This window comes from Leptospira ryugenii (assembly GCF_003114855.1).
In the GTDB taxonomy this organism is placed as follows: domain Bacteria; phylum Spirochaetota; class Leptospiria; order Leptospirales; family Leptospiraceae; genus Leptospira_A; species Leptospira_A ryugenii.
In genome coordinates this window covers 611,897-634,225 of the sequence record NZ_BFBB01000002.1, presented here as the reverse complement: position 1 = coordinate 634,225, position 22,329 = coordinate 611,897, and the positions used below count along the sequence as shown (strand labels likewise).

General features: G+C 39.9%; 15 protein-coding genes. 10 read left to right on the top strand and 5 right to left on the bottom strand.

The genetic code is table 11. From position 1 onward, the window contains the following. Nucleotides 1-82 precede the first annotated feature (82 nt). Both uvrA and DI060_RS03730 read left to right on the top strand, forming a co-directional pair. Entirely contained in the window at nt 83-2,944 is a 2,862-nt protein-coding gene (gene uvrA, locus DI060_RS03735; protein ID WP_108973807.1) for an excinuclease ABC subunit UvrA, read from the top strand. Next, nucleotides 2,923-3,894: a hypothetical protein gene (locus DI060_RS03730; RefSeq protein WP_108973805.1), complete on the top strand. Its 972-nt coding sequence runs from the start codon at nt 2,923-2,925 to the stop codon at nt 3,892-3,894. Before uvrA ends, DI060_RS03730 begins: the two co-directional genes overlap by 22 nt. On the opposite strand, the gene DI060_RS03725 is transcribed toward DI060_RS03730, so the two are convergent. Genes DI060_RS03725 through DI060_RS03715 form a run of 3 tightly spaced genes read right to left on the bottom strand, consistent with a single transcriptional unit; the run spans nt 3,891 to nt 6,491 of the window. Next, nucleotides 3,891-4,853: a cation diffusion facilitator family transporter gene (locus DI060_RS03725; protein ID WP_108973803.1), complete on the bottom strand. Its 963-nt coding sequence runs from the start codon at nt 4,851-4,853 to the stop codon at nt 3,891-3,893. The two genes, DI060_RS03730 and DI060_RS03725, sit on opposite strands and share 4 nt — an antisense overlap. Next, the gene (locus DI060_RS03720) at nt 4,850-5,890 is read right to left on the bottom strand and encodes an OmpA family protein (RefSeq protein ID WP_108973801.1); all 1,041 of its coding nucleotides are present in this window, start codon (nt 5,888-5,890) and stop codon (nt 4,850-4,852) included. Before DI060_RS03720 ends, DI060_RS03725 begins: the two co-directional genes overlap by 4 nt. Beyond that, entirely contained in the window at nt 5,877-6,491 is a 615-nt protein-coding gene (locus DI060_RS03715; protein ID WP_244594262.1) for a hypothetical protein, read from the bottom strand. The genes DI060_RS03720 and DI060_RS03715 overlap by 14 nt, the downstream gene beginning before the upstream one ends. A 143-nt stretch (nt 6,492-6,634) precedes the next feature. Between DI060_RS03715 and mgtE the strand changes: the two genes are divergently transcribed. Both mgtE and DI060_RS03705 read left to right on the top strand, forming a co-directional pair. After that, nucleotides 6,635-8,041 carry a magnesium transporter gene (mgtE, locus tag DI060_RS03710; protein WP_108973796.1) on the top strand — a complete coding sequence of 469 codons (1,407 nt, stop codon included), beginning with the start codon at nt 6,635-6,637 and terminating at the stop codon, nt 8,039-8,041. Between the two features lie 43 nt (nt 8,042-8,084). Continuing rightward, complete coding sequence (locus DI060_RS03705; RefSeq protein WP_108973794.1) at nt 8,085-8,708, top strand: LA_2219 family laminin/E-cadherin/plasminogen-binding protein; 624 nt, start codon at nt 8,085-8,087, stop codon at nt 8,706-8,708. On the opposite strand, the gene DI060_RS03700 is transcribed toward DI060_RS03705, so the two are convergent. Together DI060_RS03700 and DI060_RS03695 are read right to left on the bottom strand one after the other, a co-directional pair. Next, nucleotides 8,709-9,689 (bottom strand): LEA type 2 family protein, encoded by a 981-nt coding sequence (locus DI060_RS03700; RefSeq protein WP_108973792.1) that lies wholly within the window; start codon nt 9,687-9,689, stop codon nt 8,709-8,711. It abuts the gene before it with no gap. A 30-nt stretch (nt 9,690-9,719) separates the two neighbouring features. After that, nucleotides 9,720-10,487, bottom strand: coding sequence for an exodeoxyribonuclease III (locus DI060_RS03695; RefSeq protein WP_108973790.1), 768 nt, complete (start codon nt 10,485-10,487; stop codon nt 9,720-9,722). A 49-nt stretch (nt 10,488-10,536) separates the two neighbouring features. Here DI060_RS03695 and DI060_RS03690 point away from each other — a divergent pair, with 49 nt between their 5' ends. From DI060_RS03690 to mfd, 6 genes are read left to right on the top strand one after another with little or no spacing between them, the layout of a single operon-like run. Further along, nucleotides 10,537-13,323 carry an adenylate/guanylate cyclase domain-containing protein gene (locus tag DI060_RS03690; RefSeq protein ID WP_108973788.1) on the top strand — a complete coding sequence of 929 codons (2,787 nt, stop codon included), beginning with the start codon at nt 10,537-10,539 and terminating at the stop codon, nt 13,321-13,323. Between the two features lie 4 nt (nt 13,324-13,327). Next, nucleotides 13,328-15,451 carry a DUF4962 domain-containing protein gene (locus DI060_RS03685; RefSeq protein ID WP_108973786.1) on the top strand — a complete coding sequence of 708 codons (2,124 nt, stop codon included), beginning with the start codon at nt 13,328-13,330 and terminating at the stop codon, nt 15,449-15,451. After that, entirely contained in the window at nt 15,441-16,631 is a 1,191-nt protein-coding gene (locus DI060_RS03680) for an LIC11435 family protein (RefSeq protein ID WP_108973784.1), read from the top strand. Before DI060_RS03685 ends, DI060_RS03680 begins: the two co-directional genes overlap by 11 nt. A 46-nt stretch (nt 16,632-16,677) precedes the next feature. Beyond that, complete coding sequence (gene hisD, locus DI060_RS03675) at nt 16,678-17,973, top strand: histidinol dehydrogenase (protein ID WP_108973782.1); 1,296 nt, start codon at nt 16,678-16,680, stop codon at nt 17,971-17,973. Beyond that, nucleotides 17,970-18,821, top strand: coding sequence for a pantoate--beta-alanine ligase (panC, locus tag DI060_RS03670; RefSeq protein WP_108973780.1), 852 nt, complete (start codon nt 17,970-17,972; stop codon nt 18,819-18,821). Before hisD ends, panC begins: the two co-directional genes overlap by 4 nt. Before the next feature lie 30 nt (nt 18,822-18,851). After that, a complete protein-coding gene (gene mfd / locus DI060_RS03665; protein WP_108974053.1) occupies nt 18,852-22,286 on the top strand; it encodes a transcription-repair coupling factor in 3,435 nt (1,144 codons plus the stop codon). The last annotated feature ends 43 nt before the right edge of the window (nt 22,287-22,329 follow it).

Sequence of the window (22,329 nt, the reverse complement as noted above, 5' to 3'; positions counted from 1 at the left end):
TCTTTGGAACAAAGTGCGTACCCTACCTACGTCATTTCTTAAAATTCTTTTCAGAATGAAAGAGGAATTCAAGCTGTGAGATGTGGAATCTTTCATTCGTATACGCGGCGCCCGAGAACATAACCTTAAAAATGTGAATTTGGATATCCCGAGAGATAAATTGGTGGTAGTCACTGGTCTCTCCGGTTCAGGAAAATCAAGTTTAGCCTTTGATACCATATATGCAGAAGGCCAGAGAAGGTATGTTGAATCTCTCTCTAGCTATGCGCGACAATTTCTCGGACAGATGGAAAAACCTGAGGTGGATTTGATTGAAGGTCTGTCACCAGCAATCTCTATCGAGCAAAAAACAACCCACAGAAATCCGCGCTCTACAGTAGGAACTGTCACAGAAATTTATGACTACTTGCGTTTGTTATACGCTCGCGTAGGAAAACCTCATTGCCCTAAGTGTGGAACTCCTATTACTTCTCTGTCAGTAGATCAGATCACAGATCGGATCAATCTATTTCCAGAGGGCACCAAATTAATGTTACTAGCACCTGTTGTTCAGGGTAAAAAGGGTGAGCACAAGGAAGTATTCGAAAAATATAAAAAAGAAGGCTTTAACCGCGTACGCGTGAATGGGGAAGTCTTAAGCTTAGATGAGGATATCAATCTCAAAAAAAACTTAAAAGCAAATATTGAAGTCGTAGTAGACAGATTGGTCATGAAGCAGGGTATCCAATCCAGAATGTCAGACTCCGTGGAAACTAGTCTTAAAGTTGGGGACGGGATTGTGATCGCTCATGATGGTGAAAAAGAACATTTATATTCGCAAAGACTCTCCTGTCCGAAATGTGATGATGTCTCTATCCCTGAACTTTCGCCTAGGTTGTTTTCTTTCAATTCTCCTTTTGGAGCATGTGCACATTGCGATGGTCTTGGTTCACTATTGGAGTTTGATGAAGCGCTTCTCATTTCTGATGAAGAGGCAAGTCTTGCCGATGGATGTATCGAGGCTTGGGGAGGCTCAAAATCAAATAGCTATTGGTATATGGCAACAATCACCGCCATTAGTAAAAAGTTAAAATTTAATATCAATACTCCTTGGAAACAATTATCTGAAAAAGTGAAAGAGGTCATTTTATATGGAGATGAGTCCATTCAAATCGACTATGACTTCAGAGGTGCAAATTCGCATTATGAATTTTCCAGAAATTTTGAAGGAGTAATTCCAAATCTTAAACGAAGGTACAAAGAAACAAAATCTGATTCAATGAGACAATGGTTTGAGACTTTTATGACAAACCATGAATGTGAGGTTTGTCATGGGAAAAGGCTACGACCAGAAGCCCTAGCGGTTAAGGTAAATGGAATCGGAATCGACCAATATACCGGTTTCAGTATTACGAAAGCCTTAGAGTTTACAAAAACTTCAGAGTGGAAGGGTGCAGATGAGATCATTTCAAAGCCTATTTTAAAAGAGATTTTGCAAAGATTGAGTTTTTTACATGATGTTGGCGTCGGTTATTTAAATCTAAGTCGCTCCGCAGGTACGTTGTCAGGCGGTGAGATGCAGAGGATTAGGCTCGCGACTCAAATTGGATCTCGCCTGATGGGTGTCTTATACATTTTAGATGAGCCTTCCATTGGCCTACACCAGAGAGATAATTCAAAATTGGTTTCCACCCTAAAAGGACTTAGGAATTTGGGGAATACCGTACTCGTAGTTGAGCATGACAAAGAGACTATGGAAGAGGCTGATTATATCATCGATATGGGACCTGGTGCTGGTGTGCATGGTGGTGAAATCGTATCCTTTGGTACACCAGATGAAATAAAGAAAAATCCTAAATCCGTCACTGGTAAGTATCTGACTGGCGAAAAAAGGATTTTGATGCCAGAATCCAGGCGAGAAGGCAATGGCAAAAAGCTACAGATCTTAGGTGCACATCATAATAATCTAAAAAATATCAGTGTCACTATCCCTTTGGGTACAATGACTGTAGTGACTGGGGTTTCGGGCTCAGGTAAGTCAACACTTATCAATGAAATTCTATATAAAGAATTGGCTAGTTCTCTTCTTGGTACAAAGCTAGTCCCGGGAAAACACAAAAAGATTACAGGAAAAGAAAACATTGATAAGGTGATCAATATAGACCAATCTCCCATTGGAAGGACACCACGTTCTAACCCTGCTACCTACACAGGTCTATTTACATTCGTTAGGGAATTATTCAGTGGATTGGAAGAAGCGAAAGTTAGAGGCTATGGTCCTGGTCGATTTAGCTTCAATGTTGCTGGGGGTAGATGTGAAAAATGCGAAGGAGACGGAATTCTAAAAATTGAAATGCATTTTCTTCCTGATGTCTATGTTGAATGTGAAGTTTGCAAAGGAAAACGCTATAACCGAGAAACCTTAGAAGTAAAATATAAAAACAAAAATATTTCTGATGTTTTAGATATGACAATCGAAGATGCCGCAGTTTTTTTTGAAAATATTCCTAGCATCAAACGAAAGTTGGAAACACTTTTGGATGTAGGGCTAGGATATATCAAACTCGGTCAGGCGGCCACAACCTTCTCTGGAGGCGAAGCGCAAAGGATTAAACTATCTACTGAACTATCCAAACGCCCTACAGGAAAGACTTTATATATTTTAGATGAGCCAACTACGGGACTTCATTTCGATGACATTCAAAAATTGCTGCAAGTATTACAAACGTTGGTAGATAAAGGCAATTCTATGGTCATCATCGAACACAACTTAGATGTGATAAAAGCATGTGACTATATCATTGATATTGGACCTGAGGGTGGTGACGGCGGTGGCGAGGTGATTGCAACTGGAACTCCAGAAGAAGTTGCAGAAGTTAAAACCTCTTTCACAGGGAAGTATCTTAAGAAAGTTTTACAAGAAGAGAAGACCTTTGACCAAAAATGGAAAAAAGCAAAGAAGTGAATTCGATCCTTGCTTTTTTAGAATCTTGGACTGGGGAAGTTGATTTTTACCAATCGGCAAAGAAGTATCTTTTCGAAGAGAAACTCTTTCCCAATTCCAAAGATTCCTTTCTGGAAAAGGGCAATTACCTTAGCTTCCAAAAAGACCTCCAAAAACTCTCCTCTCTTTCACATGGTATGGATTTGGCAATGTGCCTTATGGTAGAGATCAATGTTGCAAGGACAATATTGCGAAAGGGCCAGACAAAATGTGCGAAACATAGCTTAGAAATGCTGTCCTTAGGCCAAGAAACCTTTGCAACAGGTGTATCCGAACCAAATTGGGAAGGCAATTTAAAGAACCTAAAGTCTCCTTCTTTGGAAGGCACATTAACCGCTACTAAATCCTTCATTTCGAATGGCTTTTCTGCTGATTCGATCCTTTGGGTGCTGAAAATCGGTGATCAGTTCCCCGTATACCGAATTCCTATGAAATCTCCAGCAGTAGAGTTCCAAAAAGAGAGAGTGGTGGTTCCATTCCTTCCTCTTTGCAATCACATGAAGTTACATCTTGAGAATTATCATCTAACATCGGAATCTCTGGTTTTAGAAGATTATGGAGATTTGGGAATTGAGATTAGATTGAGAGAGCTCTTTAGTCTTGTTTCATTATTGTTAGGTGATACAGAACGAAAGAATTATGTGAACCTAGACCAATCAATTCAATTTGCATGGAAAACACTTGAGGATTGGCGAGATGAAGTTGCCTATTCGTTAGTAGAAGGAGACTTTAGGCGCATACTCGAAGACAAGTTTCCCTTTCCAATCAAACCTCTTCTTGACGCCATCCAAAACACGAGGGAGATTTCAATGGGAAAAACACTCATCGATGTAGACCCCAATTATCAAATGTTTGTATGGGAAGACCCATTCACCAGGTACCTCAAACGAAAGGCACGAAGAAACAATTAATGGTGGTGGTGCCCGTGGTGATTGTGGCTTAGGTCCAATTCCTTCACTAGGATTTGAGATAAATGCTCAGCCAAGCCATCACCGATACATTCTACAAATACATAGGGAATTCCAAAATGTGTCTTTGCCATTTTATGTATCTCTAGAATCACCTTATCTCTATCAGCATCTTTTTCAACTACGATCTGCAATTCGGCCGTGAAAACGCCTGATGTCAATTTTCGAATTTTTATCGAGGGAATGTCGATGACATGTTTGGTCTCTCTTAGGTGGTTTAGGAAATGATCCCGTTCAAAGTCTTTAGGACTTGCTTCGAGTAAAATTTGAATGCTCTCTTTTAAGAGTAGATAAGAAGAGCGCACAATAAAAATACCCAAACATAAACTCAAAATACTATCCACCAAAAGATAACCAGTGTTTTGGATAATGATGGCTCCAATCACAACTGCCACTGTTCCTAAAAGATCGCTGAGTACATGGTAATATGTACTTTTTACATTTAAGCTATCTTGGCTTACCTGGGAAAGCAGGAGCGCAGAAATGATATTCACTACAAGACCTGCCAGTGAATATGTAAGCATAGAATGAGGTTCAACCGGAACTTGGTGTAACATCCTTACGTATGCCTCATATAAAATAAAAAATCCAATACAAACCAATAATAAACTATTAAAAAGAGCTGCGATCACTTCCACTCGATAGTATCCAAAAGGGAATCGATCGTTTGCTTTTTTGGCAGAGAAGTAGACTGCTAAGAGTGAAATTAGGTGCGCAAAGATGTCGGTTGCTATATGGCCTGCATCAGCAAAGAGAGCAAGGCTACCAGATTCTTGTGAACCAATCGCTTCGATGAAAAAGATTACAATCGAAAGAAGACCAGATAGACCTAAGAATAAGAGGAGTTTGGATCTTTTTTTCAATTTCAGACTCTCTTGGTGGTGGCTGTGGTGATCGTTCATTCAGAGGAACCTGATTGGCTCATAGCCCGAGGAATGACAACAATATCAACCCTGCGGTTTAAACCTTTGTTTTCTTTGCTTGTGTTAGGAACAATTGGCTGGTATTCACTATAACCTGCCGCAGAGAAGTTCTTGGGATTCAAGTTCTTATTGGTGAGCAATTGTTCCAAGACTGCCAAGGCTCGTTCTGTAGAGAGCTGCCAATTATTTCGGTATTTAGATTTGATAGGAACGTTGTCCGTATGGCCCTCTACGGAAATGTAGTTTTCAGGGTAGGCAGCAAGTATGTCCTTTATTTTATCAATGGCTGGAAGGATTGCTGGTTTTAACTCAGCAGAACCGCTATCGAAGGAAATTTTATCATCAATATTGATGATCAATTTGTTATGGAATCGTTTGAGTCTGATCTCTCCATTGTTGATCTCTTTTGATAATTTCTCTTCCAACTCTTTTGCTTGGTCAGATAAACGTTCTAACTCTCGTTTTTGGTTTTTGTTCATCTGTTTGAGTTCAGAAATTTCGTTTTCTAAATTGCGAATGCGGTCTTTTAGATCTTTGATTTTTGCTTCGTATTGCTCCCGTAATTCTTGTTCTTTCTGGAGGTGGGCTTTTTCATCGTCTTCAAGTTTCTTTCTTAAACTTGCAATCTCTTTTGCATCCTTTTCCTCTCTTCGCTTTGCATCATCTAACAAAGACTTTTCTTTGTCTGATCCCTTTTTTTCTAATCCTCTGATCCGAATTTCATAATCACGAATTCTGTCAGCGTAAGCATCTTTGTCAGCATTGCGATTTCTTTTCTCAAGCTCCAAATCTTCTTGGAGGTTTTGGTTTTTTGCCTGCAGATTGCGGTTTTCTTCTTCAAGGCGTTTTAAATCATTTTGGTATTGTTTTCGCAAATCTTCGAGTTGCAATTCTAAGGCATACTTTTCTTTATAGAGTTGGTTGTACTCGATAGGGAAATAGATCCAATCTGCATAGACTAGGCTGGGGAATAAAAGTACTAAGCTTGTCGAGAGTAAGCGATTATTTAATCTCATCGGAATAGGTGTCCTCTATATTGATCTTGGGAATCTTCGGTGCAGAATTTTTAATCTTCTCCCATTCTGCAGTTCTTCTTCTTGTCTCCGATTTCCGCTCGTTGTATTGAGTATCAAATTTTGTTTTGTCTATATACTCTGGATCTTTTGTTGTTTTGCCTTGGAACTCTTGGTATTTAATCCCAATTTCCGATCGAACCAATTCCAATTCGGCGATGGCTTCTGAAAGAGTTGCTTCTTTCAATTTTAAGTTAGCCTGGTCCTCACTTTGTTTTTGGTTCCAAGCTTGGAGTCTACTCTCTTCCTTCCCGCGTTCCAATTCAGCCGATTGGCTTTCATCTAAATAACGTTTGGCGAGGCTTGGGTCTTCTTTGATGAGGGCAAGTTTTTCCTTTTCGTTTGCAAGATCCTTGGAGGCAATATGCTTTTGGATTTTGGACTTGGAGATTCTGATGGACTGAGCATTGACTTCTATGGTTTTTTTGAGGGCATTGATTTCACTATTTAAACTTATGATTCTCTGTTTAATGGCTTTCACTGCCGTTTTTTGTTCCTCATTCATGACCTCTTCACGAACGTAGGCATCCGGAACTGTGGTCAATTTTGGCTCAAAGAGCACACATTGAAAAAAAAGTAGGCTTGGGAAAAAAAGGCTCCGAGAAATGATAGTAGATCGGGACATATACATAGACATGTAGTTTGTGACATAATCGTCAATAGTTAATTTTGGTGAGTGGGCATTAGATGGAAGAAGAAGTAAGCAAAGAGGCACTCTTTCGAAACAGGTTCGACAAAGAATCTGAGTCATTCGATTTGTTCCTCGAGGAACTTCAGAACGCATTAAGGGAAGAAAAACCATCTGGCTTAAAAAAGTTGCTGGAGGGAGCTCACCCTGCGGATATTGCAAGTTTACTTCCTTCTCTTGAACACGAAGAATCACTATTACTTTTCCGCTCGCTTCCCAAAGAAGACCAAGCCTATACTCTGATCAAAATGGACGATGAGACCCTATCTCTATTTTTGGACGATTTGGAGATAGAGGAAATTTCGGAAGCGCTGACCTACATAGAGACCGATGAGACGACCTATCTTTTAACACATCTAACATCCGCTAGAAGAGAGTTGGTTCTTTCCAAACTATCAAAAAGAGATAGTTTTGAAATTAGGTCCCAGTTGGGTTTTCGCGAATCCAGTGCAGGCAGGTTAATGTCTAAAGACTTCGCAACGGCCCGTCTCGGAGATCCTGTAAGAAAGGCCATCATCAATGTGCGAAAAAAGGCAAAAGAGATTGAAGATATCTACCAAGTGTATGTCACAGATGAAGATGGGATTTTGCGAGGATTTATTCCCTTAAAGGATCTTTTTTTAAGCCCTATCAACACTAAGGTAGAGAAGATCACTAACCTGGATGTGCATTCCTTTCATTATGATACAGACCAGGAAGAGGTGGCAAGGATGTTCAAAAAGTATGACCTTGTCAGTGCGGCTGTTGTTGATGATCTCGGAGGTATGATTGGAAGAATTACACTCGATGATGTTCTAGAAATCGTCGAAGAAGAGGCCTCGGAAGATATCCTCCTCATGGCAGGGGTTTCTGAGGATGAGAAATTGAGCACGCCCATCATGCAGTCCGTAAAGAGACGGATCTTATGGTTAAATGTAAATTTATTTACCGCATTTTTATCTAGTACTGTGGTTGCTTTTTTTGAAGATACAATCTCTCAAATTGTGGTACTTGCGACCCTGATGCCTATCGTTGCTGGATTGGGAGGGAATGCGGGTACTCAGTCCGTAACAGTTGTTATCAGAAATCTGGCTTTGGGAGACCTAACTGTCTCCAATTGGTGGGAAGCAGTTCGAAAAGAAGTTATGATAGGCTGCATCAATGGAATTGTTCTTGGTTCTATCACTGGTTGTTTGATTTTTTTTGTAAAAGGAAATATGACATTGGGGCTAGTAGTTGGTGCTGCCATGTTAGTCAATATGTTAGTTGCTTCTCTCTCTGGATCACTGGTACCTTTACTTCTGAAGGCTATTAAAATCGACCCTGCTATTGCCTCATCTATATTTGTAACGGCAACTACAGATGTGTGTGGATTTTTCTTCTTCTTGGGACTTGCGACCATTTTTTACAAATACCTTATTATTTGAATTCTACTTGCTCGAAAACAGAGTGTCACAAACCTACTGATTTATGAAGTTTTTTACCTTTTTCGTTGCCTTCGTACTTTTCCCAAGCTTGTATTTCTGCAAATCAGCTAATAAAAGTTCAACGGAAAATAATCAATCGGTTGTAAGTCAAGGTGAACAACTTCCATCTCCAGGTGGTGTAGGCGAGATTCTCTTTAATGAAAACGGAGAGATTGTAAGCAATCATACCAATGAACTTCCTTTCTTTCAAAAGAAGTCGGAGAACCCTGCGGAACTATTCCGAGTCTATATTGCCTCCGATTCCTACCAGGTGAGACAAATCCGCTCCTCTGACAAAATCCGTAGAAAACCAGACCCGGGTGGTGATGAGCTTGCGAAAGAAGAAATCAAACGATTTGACCTATTGAATTTTGTAGATGATGGATTTGTTGCCATTGGTCTAAACGCAACCACTGGCAAATTGGAAACAATCGCATTTGACCGCCGGGTCCCTCGAATGAATGACTTGGCAAAGATCATTCAAAATGATGCCTCACGATGGAACTATGAGCATGTCTCAAAAGATGGACTGCCCCTCGTAACAAAATTTTTGATTAGCTACCAGATTCGTCTCTACCCTCACAAATCAAGAGACGAAATCAAACAGATGTTAAAAAAGAAAAAATAACTACCAGTTAAACTTTCCTAACTTGGAGTAGTTGAAGTCCATTGTATCTTCAATTCCAGGAACTTTCATACCAGATTTTCCGTTCAAATCAAAGGAAGCAGTTTTGGACTGGATGGTTTTGTAAAGTCCCTGGCTGATTTGGGCGATGGGAAAGGCAGTGTTAATCTTCACAGTGGACTGCCGACCATTGTTCACGATTTCCTTTGGTTTACCGTCTAGAAAGGGCTCTCCGGCAAGTTTCAATTGGTAGGCAAAGTCTTGGAACAACAGTTCGGAAGCAGCTTTGTTCTGAAAGTTCAAATCAAAATTGGTATTCAGTTTTAAGTTAAGATTGGAAAGCCCAGCACTTGCCGCTGATTTTGCACTTTGGGTTTTTGATTTCCCAGACAACAATCCATCCAGGAAAGAGATCGTTGTTTCTGCGAGTGCAGATGTGTTTGTCTGGGACACAATGCTTTCTCGGCTGGGCATCTCAATCGCAAAGTTTTGGATGTCAACATTTGGTAAAACTGCGGGGATCACTCTTTCTTGTTGGAAGGGAAAGCTGACTGATTCCTTGCCAAGGGCCGCAATGGATTGTGGAAGAGGCACTTTTAGATCACCAATGAGAGAAACAGCTAATACTTGTTTATCGGGTATAGTTTGGTAGATTTTAAGTAGATCAGAATATTTGATTTTGATTTCGAAAGGGAGCTGCCTCGTTTGTTTCGCCTGGATCTCTCCCAGGTCAGTGGAAATATGGCTCAGTTTTGTACCTTCAATCTTTAAATCCATATTTAAAAGCGATTTTGGTAAGCTGACTGGGTAGGGATTTTCAAATTGAGTATTCATTTTGAGGGTTAGGTCAGTTAAGGTAACTTCTTTGATGGAGATGGATTCAAAAGAAAACTCAGGTTTTGGTACCTTATCCTTAAGGACTCCGAGTATGGAACATTGAACCAACAAAAAACAACAGACCGAAAGGAAAAGCTTGCTAAACATTCTTTCTTTGTATGAGAGAAAGGATGCTTGTCAAGGCATTTGAAGTTCTAAAACGAGGGGAGCATGGTCGGAAAGGATAGGTTCGTTTTTAACATAGCATCGTTTCGCCTTACCTTTCCAATGTTCTGAGCCAAAGATATAGTCAATTCTCCAACCTTTATTCTGTTGTCTCGCATTTGCTCGGTAGCTCCACCAAGTGTATGTCTTTTGGTTTGGTTCTAACATCCGATAAAAATCGATAAATCCTTCTGCCAGAAATTTGCCGAGCCATGCTCTCTCTTCTGGCAAAAATCCACTATTCTTTGCATTCGCCTTTGGGTTATGGATATCCATTTCTTGGTGGGCAATGTTTACATCTCCCATGAGTAAGAGAGGTTTTTTCTTTTTTCGTAATTCTTGGGAAAGTAATAGTACCTGGTCTAGAAACTCATACTTAATCGTTTGTCTTTCCTCTCCAGACGTTCCGGAAGGAAAGTAGAGATTCCAAATAAGATACTTTGGGTATTCCAAGAGTATGGACCGACCTTCCGAAGAAAATCGACCATCTCCATAGCCTACCTGTGCCTTACTTGGTTTCTCTTTCACAAAAAAGGCAACCCCACTGTAACCTGGTTTTTCTGCTAAACAAATGTAGCCAAGATAGCCCATCTCCTCCCATTTGGGTTTTAAGATTTCTGAGGCGGGGGCTTTTGTTTCTTGGAAACCAATGATGTCAGGATTTTCGCTATGGATTAAATCCCATAGGCCCTTGCTCTCTGCTGAACGGATTCCATTGCAATTTAAAGTCAGGATTTTCATAAGGAATTCGAATGAATAAATCAAAGTTTTGGTCGATACTTAAATTAGTATGCTAGAAATTTCTCCAGAGATTTCCTTTCTGCATGATTCTCGATTGCAATTTTTGCTTTGGGATCGCTCTCCCCGTAGCCTTGATACTTGGGATTGGTCTCAAGGTATCTATTGCTTCGTACAATTTCGTCCTCAAAGTTTATATTCGGAGATGAGGTTTGGTGCTCCTCTTTGGGGAATACCATCTAATATAAGTTATATTGAATATCCTTTTGTACCGACGAAGGATTTACATTCTTATAAAAAAATCGAAAAAGTTTGGTCACAAACCCTTTCCAAAGAAACAGTAATCGTACTCTGCCCACAAGAGGACGAACAAAGGATTCGATTTGAATTTGCAAAGTTGTCTTTATCTTCTCTGCCGAATTTGGCTTGGGAGGAGGCGGCCAAAAACTTTGGTTTGATCGGGGAATTGTATCTCCAGCTAGAAGAAACTGCTAAGCAGTGGAAGAAGACTACATTATTCCCATCAGAAGTTTTTGAGAGTCTGCCTCCTATCCGTTTAGTTGGCGGTATAAAGAAGGAAGCAATATTACAAAGTGTTCGTCCGAGAGAAGTGGAATTACAAGTACAACCTGTAAATACATTGCCTTCCACTCCCATGGAGATCCACGAAGCACCTTTGGATTCGAGAGAGAATGCTCCTGCTGTGGCCTTAGAAGTAAGTTCCCCGGAAGAGGAGAAGGAAAAGACGGAAGCGATTGCCGCAAAGGAGACGGAGCCCGCACAAGAGCCAGAAAAACAAGAAGTTAAGGAAGAATCAAAATCAACTCAGGTGGACGCTAGTAGTGAACCACAAGAAGTTGGTAATACGAAATTTTCAATCCAGTTAAAAATGATGGGAGTGATTTCAATCCTTTTCATTTTAACCGTAAGTGCTATTATCTTTTTTGCATCAAACTTCTTTCGCAAATCAACCGAATTGCAACTTCGTGACAATAACCTAAGAATCGCCGAAATAGTCGGTTCTAAAGTAGCTTCAGACGTACTCAATGCAGCGGAGAGAGGAAAACAAATCGCTGTTACCTTAACCACAATAGGAATTCCAGAAGACCAAAAACGGAAATTGATCGACTCGTATTTTTTAGCCGACAAAGAGTTTATTTATCTAGGGATTTATGAAAAACAAGGAGATGCTCTCAGTCTAAAAAAGGAAGTATTCAATGAAGAAGAATTGAAACTTAGCTCTGTCACCGAAGAAGATTTTCACAATGTTGTCAAACGGAACCAAGATGCATTTTCTGAGGCATTTACTGGACAACCTGTACTTTTAAATACTAGTCCAGGATTTTCTGAACCATCCTTTTCGCTAGCAATCCCCACAGAAGAGAACGGTAGATTGGATAATATATTGATTATGATCATCAAATTACAAAAGATCATTGGGGCTTTCGAAAAAAAGGGAATCGAAACTACATTTTTTGTGAATGGCTCTGGCATGGTCATTGCGCATCCAAAAGAAGATCTGGTTTTATCTGCATCCAATCTTTCTCAAATGCCTATTGTTAAAACAATGTTAACAAGTGCGGCTCCAACAGGCCAAAGCAGTTATCTAGACCAGGACACAAAAACTTCTTTCTTAGGCTCTTTTAAAAAGATTGGCTTTGCGGACACAGGAGTCATCACGATCGTTTCTGAGGACAAAGCATTCGAAGCAGTCTATGACATCCAAAAAAAGAATTTATACATCATGGCAATTGGTCTTTGTGCTGCCTTGGTATTTGTCTTTCTTTTCTCAAAAACGATTACAAAACCCATCTTGCAGCTCTTAACTGCCACCTTGCAAATTGCCAGGGGAAATTTTCGCATCGGGATCAAGCCGACTACGAAAGATGAGGTAGGCTTACTCACTGAATACTTTATAGAGATGGGCAAAGGTTTAGAAGAGAGAGAAAAAGTAAAAAATATCTTAGGAAGTATGATCGATCCTGTTGTGGTCAAAGAGGCCATGATTGATCTTGCGGCCTTGAAGAGAGGCTCTGAGACAATGATCACGGCCTTTTTCTCAGATGTTGCCGGTTTCTCTACGATTTCAGAGCAGTTAAAATCCCAAGATTTGGCAGCTCTATTGAATGAATACTTGAGTGCAATGACCATCATTTTGAAACAACATGAGGGGGTTTTGGATAAATACATTGGTGATGCGATTGTCGGAATTTTTTCTGCACCAGTTGTTGTTGAAGAGCACCAGCTGAAGGCAGCTAGAGCGAGTGTTGACATGATTGAAAAGCTCAAAGACCTTCGTGCATACTGGAAAGCCAATCAACTTTATACAAGAGAAGCCCAAGAAATGGATTGCAGAATTGGATTAAATTCTGGGCCAGCTAAGGTTGGTTTTATGGGCACAGATGCGCTCGCATCCTACACCATGATGGGAGATACTGTAAACTTAGCTGCCCGACTGGAAGCGGCTGGAAAAGACTATGGTGTTAACATTCTTATCACAGACTCAGTACAAGCAAAACTCCAAGACGAGATGGTAACGAGATATTTAGATTTAGTCCGAGTCAAGGGAAAAAATGAACCAGTCAGGATACATGAGCTGATAGGATATCGATCCAATATTTCTGAATCTCTTTTGCAATCTGCCCGTTTGTATGAAGAAGGATTTCAGTCTTATCTAGATAGAGATTGGAATAAAGCAATTGCCTATTTTGAAGAGTCAGAACGTGCGAAGGGAATGAAAGACAAAGCTTGTCATGTCCTAATCGAAAGATGCGAAGAATATAAAATCTCTAAACCAGATGAGTCATGGGATGGTGTGTTTACACGAACACACAAATAAATCGATGCGCCTTCTAAACGACACTAGATTTGTGATTCCGCTCCTTTTGCTTCTAATTGTCTTTTTTTCTACTTTATTGTACTTAAATTTAAATGAAAAAAAAGCAAGTTCAGACAATCCAACGATTGGAATTTTAACATTTAAAACAAAAACCGTTTTACGTAAATACAATGACCAGGTGGTTTGGGATAGTATTGAATCAAACCAGGAAGTAAAAAATAGAGATACAATACGTACGGAAGATCTCTCGGATGCTGTTCTTACTTTGAACGATGGAACCAAAATCAATATAGCAGAAAATTCCATGATTTTATTGGATATTTCTGATAAAAAAATTAACGTCAATTTTGCGTACGGATCTTTTGAGGCGGCAAGAGAACAAACAAAAGATGGTGATGTTAAGCTCAACATCACGGCGGGCGACAAAGTAGTCGAAGTTGGTAAAGGAGATATTAAACTCGACAAGACAAAAGATTCCTTAAGTCTAAAAGTTGGGGAAGGTGAAGCGAAAGTCACTGCTAATGGAAAGGAAGAGAAGGTTTCAAAAGATGAGGTAGCAAACGTTACCAACGAAGGATTAAGAGTAAGTAAACCAAAATTTAATCTAGTCTATCCTCTTGATAAAAAGAATATCTTATCCGAATCTGGGAAAGAGACGATTACCTTTACAATCGCGGGTCTAAACAATAGTAACCAATCGGCGGTAAAGCCAATTTTAGAAGTGTCTAGCCAAGTGGATTTCCGAAACATCCTCATAAAAGAAAACCTAAAATCTGAAAGTGTAAGTAAGCCTTTATCTATTGGCACATATTTTTGGCGAATCGCTTATATAGATCCAGAATCCAACACAAGGGCTGTCTCGGAAACTCACCGCTTCCGTATCTTACAAATCCCTCAGTTGAAATTGTACCTTCCCAAAGATGGAGAAATCTTTTCTTACACTTCTGAACTTCCCGTGATTAAACTAGCATGGAGTGAGATTGATTTGTATTCAAGTTATACCGCTCAAATTGCAAGGGATGTTGGGTTTACCCAAGAACTAAAATCAAAATCTATTCAGGGACAAGCTATTTCCTTTGAAGGATTGAGCGATGGAACGTACTATGCGAGAGTCATTGCCCGTTCCAATATTACGGATGTTAATGAAAAGATTTCTTCGGTAAGTAAATTTACGATAGGGAAACGACAAAGTTTAGAGCCACCTGTATTGGTGGAGCCAAATAAAGGAAAGGTACTTTCAAAAGAGGAAATGCAGGGGAATCTATTTTTTTCCTGGAAGGATAATCCCGATTATGTAAAGTACCAATTTGAATTAAGTGGGTCAGCTAATTTCGCAAATTTAGTCGTCAAACAAACAACAGATGCTCCATTCTTGAAATTAAACCAAGATCTGCAAGAAGGAGAATATTATTGGCGTGTCCGAGGTCTCACGAGTTCCTCTTTAGAATCTATTTCTCTCGTCTCCAATTTCACTTTAGTAAAGCAAGAAGAACTAGTCCTCTTAAGTCCAAGCAACAACGCGGATTTGGATAGTAATGAGAAGGGAACTGTAATCTTTAAGTGGAAAAAATTAACAGGAAAGGTAAATTACCGGATTGAAATCTCGAAAAACAATAATTTCAATCCATTGCTTGCGCAAGACACAGTGACACTCCCTTACTTTGAGTGGACGAACCGAGATGGTGGTAAATTTTTTTGGCGCGTCATAGCGGAAAAGAATGAGAAAGAACAAACAAGCCCCATACACTCCTTCACTTTGAATTTTCAGAGAGAAACACCTAGTTTACTCAGTCCGACAAGAAATGAAGCAATTGATTTAGGGGCAAAGAATGCGATAGGATTTATCTGGAAAGCCGAGGAGCGCGCCACTGCTTATCGACTGAAAGTTTGGGATGTAAGTGGGATCAAGGAAAGGCTAATCATCAACGAGAGAACCACACAAACAAAATTTAATTTTACGGATTTTGGTAAATTAAATGAAGGTCGCCATCGACTGGAACTTTTGGCACTCTACCCAAGCCCAGAGGGAGAAAAGGAATCACTTCCTTTTCGTTCCGAATTCTTTATCAATCTACCAAAGTTGAGTCCACCAAAAATTTTAACACCTGGTACCATTTATGTGGAATAGATTGATTGGAATTTGTTTCCTCCTTTTTTTCTATTCCTTGCAGGCTGAGGAGGTTAGTACAGAGGAAACGACTACACAGCTTAGGTGGGCTGAGGTTCCGGGAGCTACGGGTTATCTCTTGGAAATCAAAAATTCCAGTGGATATACTGTGATTTCAGAGAGGACAGAAGTGCCATACTATATCCTAAAGAATTTTATTTCAGGTAGGTATGAACACCGTGTGGGTGTAATCAATAAATTTGGAAAGGTGGGATCCTTTTCTGAGTGGGTGAGTTTTGAGGTTGTTGTTTCCAGAATTCCAACCTTAACAAAAGATTTAGTATATTCAATTTCAAAAGAAGAAAAGACAAAAACTTTTCAATTAGAAGGAAAAGACTTTTTACCCGACATGAAAGTTTTTATGATCCTTGAAGGAAGAAAGATTCCTGCAAAATCTGTCATTGTAGATCCACCTAATTCAGCGAAGGCGGTTTTTGATATTGAATCTGGTATGGAGACTGGAATATATGATTTGGTGCTCGAAAATCCCAGAAAGAAAACTCTCAATGCCAAACAGAGAATTGTTTTAAGTGAAAGTAAAGAAAAGGCGCAAAGATTTGCCGAACGACAAGAGAGAATCTTAAAAAAGGAAATTCCTGAGGACTATTACGAGACACCTTATTGGTCGACACTTTGGAGAGCTAGTGTCCTTCCTGGCTGGGGTCAAAATTATATAGAAGGTAGTCGTTGGAAGTTAATCGCGTATCCCCTTATTGCAGTGGGTATTGCTGGTGCTTATTCATCGTCTTATAATCAGTTTCTCTCTGCGAAATCAAATTATGAAAGTGCATCATTATTAGGTTTTTTTCTCTCTGAGAGCCAAGATACGCAATTGTTATGGCTCCTCAATAGAAACAGCGCAGAATCCAGTTATAGTCAAGCCAAACAAGAGTTAAATGGAATCCGTGCTGGAATAGGTGCATTGGCTGCATTTGCCTTGTACAATCTGGTAGACGCATACTTTAGTGCAAGACGGAATGTGGCTAGTGCCACGATGCCAGACCCAGGCTTTGCACTTGGCAGCGAATACTTGAGAATGGATGTTAAGGTTGAGTCCCAAGCCAAACTAAATCCCATGCGAGGCAATGAGATTTTTTCTCAAGACCCTAGGTATTCTTTAGAAATCCAGTATCGTTTCTGAGCAAAAAAACTTTTCATCGGAAAGCTGTCTGGAATAGAGTCTAGATATGTCCATTCCCATCATCCTAACCAATCGAGTGGATTCTTCTTTGTATCGTAAGTATCTAAAATCTGCGAAATCAGATTTGAAGGATGCAACTGAAAAAATCTTACCCATCCTAAGGTCCGTAGAAACAGAGGGTGATTTGGCTCTTCGTCGATTTACAGAAACCTTTGATGGGATTCAACTGGAATCTATCGTTTGGAACCCAATGGATGTTCAGGTTCATATCGATCCGGACATCGAGAAAGCTTTCTTAAAAGCAAAAGAAAATATTGAATCCTTTCACCGAGCGCAATTGCGTAAGGATTGGTCCATACAAGTAGATGGCAATCGTTTGGGAGTGAAACATAGCCCAATTCCCTCCCTATCTGTCTATGCACCAGGCGGCACGGCTCTTTATCCTTCGAGTGTTCTTATGGGTGTCATTCCAGCAATCATTGCTGGTGTTCCAGAAATCCAATTGGTCACACCCCCACAAAAAGAAGGTCTACCACCCATCTTAGTTTGGTTAGCAAAGATATTGGGAATCAAAAGGATCATCACGGTGGGCGGTGCCCAGGGGATAGCTGCTTGTGCTTATGGAACAGAGTCGGTGCCAAAGTCTGAGTTTGTAGTAGGGCCAGGGAATACCTATGTTGCAGCCGCCAAATCATATTTAGCTGGTTTGGGTTTAATTGGAATTGATAGCCCTGCTGGGCCTTCGGAAGTTTGCATCATTGCCGATGAGTCTGCCAATCCTATGTGGCTTGCTTGCGATATGTTATCCCAAGCAGAGCATGGAGAAGATTCCTCTGCAATTTTACTCACAGATAGTGAAGCTTTGGCAAAAGAAGTCTCCAGAGAATTAGAGAAAGCTTTTGAAGAACGTCCCAAGAGACTAGCCATGAAGAAAAAAGCAATTTATGAGAATTCAGCAATCCTAGTAATGCCAAACATAGAAGAATGTATCAGCTTTTCAAATGAACTTGCGCCTGAACATTTGGAGATCCAGACCAAAAACCCCGAGCAAGTGTTTGCAGGCATTCTACATGCAGGATCTGTCTTTTTGGGTCCTTATTCACCAGTAGCAATGGGAGATTATATCAGTGGAACCAATCATATCCTTCCCACAGCCCGGGGAAGTAGAATATATTCGTCTTTAGGAGTCGATACATTTTTAAAAAGGGTGACCTTCCAGGAAATCAGTAGAGAATCTCTTTCCAGGCTTTATCCATATGTTAAAACGATGTCTGAGCTCGAAGGTTTAGATGAAGAGCACGGAACAAGTGTTAAAGTGAGAACGGAAGGACATCAACATTGATCGTCGCCAAGAATCTTTCTGAATTAAAATTGTCTATTGATTCTGCAAAAGCAAAGAATCAAAAGATCGGATTTGTTCCGACTATGGGTTATTTGCACCAAGGTCACATCAGTTTGGTGGAAGAGGCAAAGAGGGAATCTGGCTTTGTGGTCATGTCAATCTTTGTCAATCCTAAACAATTTAATGATCCCAATGATTTTTTGAAATATCCTGTGGATTTGGATGGTGATTTAAACAAATGTAAACAGGCAGGTGTGGATCTTGTCTTTTATCCTTCAACAGATGATCTATATCCTTCAACAGGTTTTGAGCTGGTTATGACTCTTCCCCTCTTACAAAAAAACCTGTGCGGTAGGACAAGGCCTGGTCATTTTGAAGGGGTGATGCTCATAGTTTCAAAATTATTTCATTTGGTCCAACCGGATCTAGCATATTTCGGCCAAAAAGATTTCCAACAATTCAGAATCATCCAAGAGATGGTTAGGATCTTAAACTTCCCGATTGAAGTCAAAGGAATTGAAACTTTACGTGAAGCAGATGGTTTAGCGATGAGCTCACGCAATGTAAGGCTAAGTCCAAAAGAAAGAGAAGTTGCTAGTATGATCCCACGCATGTTTTCTTTGGTTGAAAAACTTGTGAAGGGTGGGGAAAGAAAGGTATCTTCTTTACGAGAGATTGTATCAGAGTTTTTTTTATCAGAATCAATGATAAAAATTGATTATATAGAGTTTGTAGACCCTCTTCAATTACAAGAGTTAGATGAGTTAAAAGACAACTCTCTCTTGGCAATTGCTATCTTTGTAGGCCAAACACGATTGATCGATAATCGACTCCTTAGAATCAGCTAAAGTTTGGAACTTGTGAAAACTAAAAAAAGTATATTTGAATATTCATTTTCTTTTCAGGAGATTGTAAAGTCTGCCTATACAAAAAGAATCAACCTAAGCGCAGTCCCTGATCAGGCGCATTCTATTCTTGTAGCTGAGATTTTTCTCTCCCAAGACAATAAAGAAAATTGTGTTGTTGTTTTGCCAACAAATTCCGAAGCGGAAGCCTTCTATAAAGAATTGGTCAGCTTTCTTCCTTTGGAGGATTTTTTCTTTTTTCCTGGCCCAGAGAATATTCCCTACGAATATACAAAATGGCAAGAAGAGTGGAAACGCGACCGTATCCTATCGATCAATCGGATTCTGACCAATCGACCTGCAGTCTTTGTAACGTCAGTATCTGCTTATTTAAGGTTAGTCCCAGAAAAAAAGAGCCTAACAGGAAAAACCATACAGATGAAATTAGGTGAAGAGTATTCACTTGATGATTTGACCTTAAAGCTGGTTAGGCTTGGTTACGAAAGAGTTGAGGTCTGTGAACAATTTGGTCAATTCAGTTTAAAAGGCGGTATATTAGATATATACACTCCATATCTTAGCCAACCGGTTCGTATGGATTTTTTTGGGGACACACTTGATGAATTGAGGACTTTCGATCCCAATACCCAAAAGTCAATTGCAAAGATTGATGAGGTAAATATCACAGCAGCGAACGAATCGGTACCCAGCGAAGATGAGTTCAAAGCCTATGAACAATTCATTGAGCAGTTTTCAGATAAAAAGAAGCCAGTCCTAGAATCCTTTCACATTATCGAAGAGCATTTTCCGCAGGTGCGAAAAATGGCTGGTCTTTTCCAATTGTTTAAGAGCCAGCCCATCCTATTATTTCCAAGACCTCTTGATAGCAAAGAAAGAGCATTTGGAATGCAGCGAGAATACCAGACTCTCTTTGAAAAAAAGAATGGGGAAAGCATCTGCCTCCCTCCCGAAAAACTCTTATCTTTTGGAACTGAATGGACTTCTCTTACCTCTCAAGATTCGCCTGGGATTCAGTTTTCCTTATTACCAGAAAAGAACGATAATTTTGAATGCAATGTTTTCAAAGAGGTGAAGAGTTTTCGAGGAAAGATTCGAGAGGCAAAGGAATACTTCGATGAACTCTTACTAGAAGATCCCTCTCGAAAGATATTGATAACTTCTTCCTTTTCTGCCCAACTCAATCGAATGATGGGATTATTTCCATCGGAAGTCCCGCCCAAACCAAGTACAGAACAAGAAGAGCCTGAAAGGATAGATTTTACTAGCTTGTCAAAAGGAGTACAGTTTGTACTTTCTGATTTGAGAAGAGGCTTTGAGGCAACGAATGCTGGTTTGCTTGTCTTTACAGATAACGATCTTTTTGGAAGGCAATACAAAAGAAAAACCAGATATAAAAAGCAAGCTTCCCGCATGATAGAATCCTTTATTGACCTAAAGGAAGGGGATTATGTTGTACATGTTAATCATGGTGTCGGAAAGTTTGTAAAGATTGAACGAACAAAAGCAGATGGACGGGAACGAGATTTTCTAAAATTAGAATATTCTGGGGGTGATACACTTTTTGTACCTCTTGACCAAATTTCTCTCGTTCAAAAGTATATCGGAGGCACCGACTCACCTAGGTTAGATACTCTTGGTAAAAATTCTTGGAAAAAAGCAAAAGATAGGGTTCAGACAAGTGTTGACCAATTGGCAGAAGAATTGGTTAAAATGTATTCCAATCGATTGAAATTACAAGGATTTGCTTTCCCTCCAGATACCATTTGGCAAGAGGAGTTTGAGGCTGCTTTTGAATATGAGGAAACACCAGACCAAATTGTAGCCATTGAATCGGTAAAACAAGATTTAGAATCAGAACGGCCAATGGATCGTTTGGTCTGCGGAGATGTTGGCTATGGAAAAACTGAGGTTGCTATCCGAGCTGCTTTCAAAGTCATAATGGCAGGAAAGCAGGTGATGTTACTTACACCGACGACCATTTTGGCCTTACAACATTTTAATACCTTCCAATCTAGATACGAAAATTATCCTATCAGTATTGGATTTGTTTCACGATTTCGATCAGCAACAGAAATCAAAAATGATTTAAAGTTATTTTCTGAAGGTAAATTGGACATGTTGATCGGTACACATGCAATTTTATCTTCCAAGGTAAGACCAAAGAATTTAGGGCTTCTCATCATCGACGAAGAACAAAAGTTTGGTGTTACTCACAAAGAAACAATCAAAAAGTTTAAAAATCTTGTCGATGTTTTAACATTAACAGCTACCCCTATTCCGCGGACTCTTCATATGGCACTTACTGGGATTCGGGAACTTTCCATCATCTCCACACCTCCCAAAAATCGACAAAGTGTAGAAACATATGTTTTAGAAGAAGATGATACTTTAATCCAAGAAGCTATCCGTAAGGAAATGGAAAGACAAGGACAAGTATTTTATGTTTACAATCGGGTGGAAAGCATTGAGGAGGAGGCAAACTACGTACGTTCTCTTGTACCTGAGGTTTCCATTGGTATCTTACATGGTCAATTGACAGAAGATGAAATTGAAGAAACCCTTGTGGATTTTTATCACAAGAAGTATGATATCCTTGTCACGACAACCATCATTGAATCTGGAATCGACATTCCCAATGTCAATACATTGATTGTAAAACGTGCTGACATGTTCGGACTCTCTCAACTCTACCAAATCAGAGGAAGAGTGGGAAGAAGTGACCGAAAGGCATATGCTTATATGTTCTATCCATCAAAGTCTCTGATTACAGAGGTCGCAGAAAAAAGGCTAAATACCATATTCGAATACCAGGAGCTCGGTTCAGGTTTCAAAGTGGCGATGAGAGATTTGGATATCCGAGGTGCGGGGAATCTCTTAGGACGAGAGCAATCTGGCGATATCATGGAAGTGGGATTCGATCTGTACGTGAAGATGTTGGAAGAGGCGATTTCAAAAATAAAAGGTGAGGATGTAAAAGTAGAGGTCCGTACGGCGGTCAATCTATCCGCTAATTTTTACTTACCAGATGATTACATAGCCGACACGAAGCAAAAAATCGAATTTTATAAACGATTTGAGGGAGCAACCGATTTAGATGAGATCGCTGAATTGAGTATGGAAATGGAAGACCGTTTTGGAGAGCTACCCATGATCGCAAAAACTTTCGTGGAACTCGAAAAGATACGGACACTATCCTCCTCCTTGGGATTTGAGTCTGTGGCAGAAAAGGGTGGGGAGGTTCTTTTCAAATGTGGTACCTATTTTAGAGGGGAACCGAGCTCAATCATCCAAGCCATCAACGAATTTAAAGGACTGTCCATCCATCCGCAGGAGCCATCTATCCTTCGTTATTCGATAAAGGAGGAAGACGATAGCAAAAAAATTGCTAAAATCTTTAGTTTGCTCAGTTTTCTCGCCCTTCGTACAAATACTGAGTCAAAAAAATGATAGACATTGCTGCTAGAAATCAGGACAGTCTCAAGCAATAGAT